This window comes from Candidatus Zixiibacteriota bacterium (assembly GCA_026397505.1).
Taxonomy (GTDB): Bacteria; Zixibacteria; MSB-5A5; order GN15; family PGXB01; genus JAPLUR01.
The window spans coordinates 1-2,311 of the sequence record JAPLUR010000083.1 but is presented as its reverse complement, the minus strand read 5'-3'; the positions used below and the strand labels follow the sequence as shown (position 1 = coordinate 2,311).

At 48.9% G+C, this 2,311-nt stretch carries 5 protein-coding genes and 1 tRNA gene; 2 read left to right on the top strand and 4 right to left on the bottom strand.

Annotation, left to right across the window (positions count from 1 at the left end):
- A partial coding sequence (locus tag NT002_08815) for a helix-turn-helix domain-containing protein (GenBank protein ID MCX6829363.1) occupies positions 1-210 on the bottom strand: 210 nt, incomplete at its 3' end.
- A 216-nt stretch (positions 211-426) separates the two neighbouring features.
- Here NT002_08815 and NT002_08810 point away from each other — a divergent pair.
- Positions 427-723 (top strand): hypothetical protein, encoded by a 297-nt coding sequence (locus NT002_08810; protein ID MCX6829362.1) that lies wholly within the window; start codon positions 427-429, stop codon positions 721-723.
- A gap of 5 nt (positions 724-728) precedes the next feature.
- Here NT002_08810 and NT002_08805 read toward each other — a convergent pair.
- The 3 genes from NT002_08805 to tadA all read right to left on the bottom strand — a co-directional run bounded on the left by NT002_08805 (position 729) and on the right by tadA (position 1,961).
- Positions 729-813: transfer RNA gene (locus tag NT002_08805), tRNA-Ser, on the bottom strand.
- 51 nt (positions 814-864) lie between these two features.
- Entirely contained in the window at positions 865-1,377 is a 513-nt protein-coding gene (locus NT002_08800; GenBank protein ID MCX6829361.1) for a hypothetical protein, read from the bottom strand.
- Complete coding sequence (tadA, locus tag NT002_08795) at positions 1,374-1,961, bottom strand: tRNA adenosine(34) deaminase TadA (protein ID MCX6829360.1); 588 nt, start codon at positions 1,959-1,961, stop codon at positions 1,374-1,376. Before tadA ends, NT002_08800 begins: the two co-directional genes overlap by 4 nt.
- Positions 1,962-2,061: 100 nt before the next feature.
- Between tadA and NT002_08790 the strand changes: the two genes are divergently transcribed.
- Positions 2,062-2,311 (top strand): cation:dicarboxylase symporter family transporter (locus NT002_08790; GenBank protein MCX6829359.1); only part of this gene is annotated, 250 nt, incomplete at its 3' end.

Here is a 2,311-nt window from a genome sequence, read left to right as displayed (position 1 = left end):
TTCCGAAATCGCTTTCTTGCGCCCCGGTCGCGGCGCATCCCGCAACAGGCCGTTCACGCCTCCTTGCTCAAACCGATCCCGCCACAACAGGACCGTCGGACGGGAAACTTCCAATTGCCGAGCAATCGCACTGTGCGTCTGACCCGCCGCTACCAGAAGCACAATCCGCGCCCGCAAGGCCACTTTCTGCGGCGTCTTACCCAGCCTCACCAAAGCTTTCGTAGGTCGGGTTCCGAAATTCCGAGCCCGGTCGGAATGAGTAACCCGACATTTAATTTCTTTCTCCAAATTCACCCCCGCTTCACTTCTGTGCGCGGCAGGCTTTAGCCTGCAAGAGGGTTATCAAATAACAATTCCTTCATATCAAAATCTGTAGCGCATCGATGGTGATTCGGAACCTTTCCCATTATATAGAAGGAAATTGTTATGATTCTTGCCAAAAATCAACATATTTTTGAACGCCAAAATACGGCCATTGCCAACACCGGCCCCAAAACTGCCAGCCATGCAAAACAAAAAACAGGCCACACCGCGCAAAACCGTGTCACATCTTCACAACTCTTTTGGGCATATTATCTTACACTGCGGGCCTTATACTCCACCCCAACAAAACTGCACATTTTAAAAAACGAAGAAACAAACCCATTTTGCCAGCCCTCTCCCGACCACCCAACCCCTTCTCCGGCAACAAATAATAGTGGAAAATGTCCGGATTGGCGCTAATTATACGGAGAGGCTGGGATTCGAACCCAGGGTCCCCGAAGGGACAACGGTTTTCGAGACCGCCCCGATCGACCACTCTGGCACCTCTCCTGTACGAAAACCTGCGCCCAAATAAACGAATTTCCGCCCCCTTGTAAAGAGCTAATTTTTTGGCATCAAAAAGCGCCCCTCATCAACATGCTTCTCCTGCGCCGCCAGAACTTTCTCGATAAATCCATACCGCGGCCGAATCAACTGGAACGCGATGAAAGAAAGAAACACAAAGAAAAACAGATGCATGAATGACCCACCCATCAGGTAGAACACCAGTCCGTAAACCGCAATCGCCGTGGTCATCGAATAGCAGATTATCGACCGGGTGAATACTCCCCGGGTAAGATCTTCCTCAAACGTTTCTTTGGAGCGGATCATCGGCGCCATGAATTTCTTGTGCTTGAAATATATCGCCATCGCTCCATCGGCCAAAGAAACCGCCGCCAGCATCCAGAAAAGAATATTGAGCTCGCTCTTCTGTATTGTCCCCTGCGCGCCGCCCGATTTATCCAGATAATAGGCGACACCGAGTATCACCACCGGCACGAAAATATTCATCAACAGCCCGAAATAGACCGGTTTGATCAGAATATGATTGATATCAACATCGTAATTACTCAATTCATTTTCTCCTTCCTTTTGCGAACCTCCTGGAAAAAATTCTGCATCAATTCCAGCGCCTCTTTTTCCATCACGCCCGAGATTATTTCTATCCGATGGTTCAATCTTTTTTCGGTCGGAATTTCAAATATCGATCCGCAGGCGCCAAACCTGCTGTCATGGGCGCCGAAAACAATGGTTTTTATCCGCGATAGAACCGCCGCTCCGGCACACATGGCGCATGGCTCGATTGTGCAGTAGAGGATACAATCATCCAGCCGCCAGTCGCCCACTTTCTCGGCGGCCGAGGTAATCGCCAGCATCTCGGCATGTGCCGTTGCGTCTTTAAGTGCCTCGGTTCGGTTGTGCCCCCGCCCGATAATCTTTCCCTCTTTGACCACTACCGCCCCCACCGGCACTTCGAGCTCCTCAAAAGCGATCAATGCCTCCTTGAATGCCGCCTCCATAAAGAAATGATGGTCATATTCGGTCATGAGAACAATATCCGAGATATAATCATCTCTGGCAACACCAAAATCACCGATCCGCTTCGGTTTTTCTCTCCGCATGGTTCCTTTTTTCCATTTTTTAATCTCTTGCCCCATAATGCATTGCGCTCGCCGCCAATATTTTCGGTTGCAATCTCGGAACGATATTTGTATAATTGTCCATACATTTTAATAACCTAATAATAGAATTGAGATTATGAGTAACAAAACGGGTCTATTATTACTGACGGCTATGCTTCTCGGAACGGTTCTGGGTATTCTGGGCGGAATCTATTCCCCCGATTTCATGCGTCAGATCGACTTCCTTGGCGTCATCTTCCTGAACGCAATGAAATTGATTGCAGTTCCTCTGGTCATGGTATCTCTAGTGGTTGCCGTCGCCTCTCTTGATGATTTCCGCAAATTGGGGAGAACTTCCGGAAAAACTCTCCTCTATTTCTTCACCG

Bases quoted from the DNA above. Each gene is read 5' to 3' on its own strand.
- NT002_08810 (MCX6829362.1), top strand. From the start codon at position 427: ATGATTCTTGCCAAAAATCAACATATTTTTGAACGCCAAAATACGGCC.
- tadA (MCX6829360.1), bottom strand. From the start codon at position 1,961: ATGGGGCAAGAGATTAAAAAATGGAAAAAAGGAACCATGCGGAGAGAA.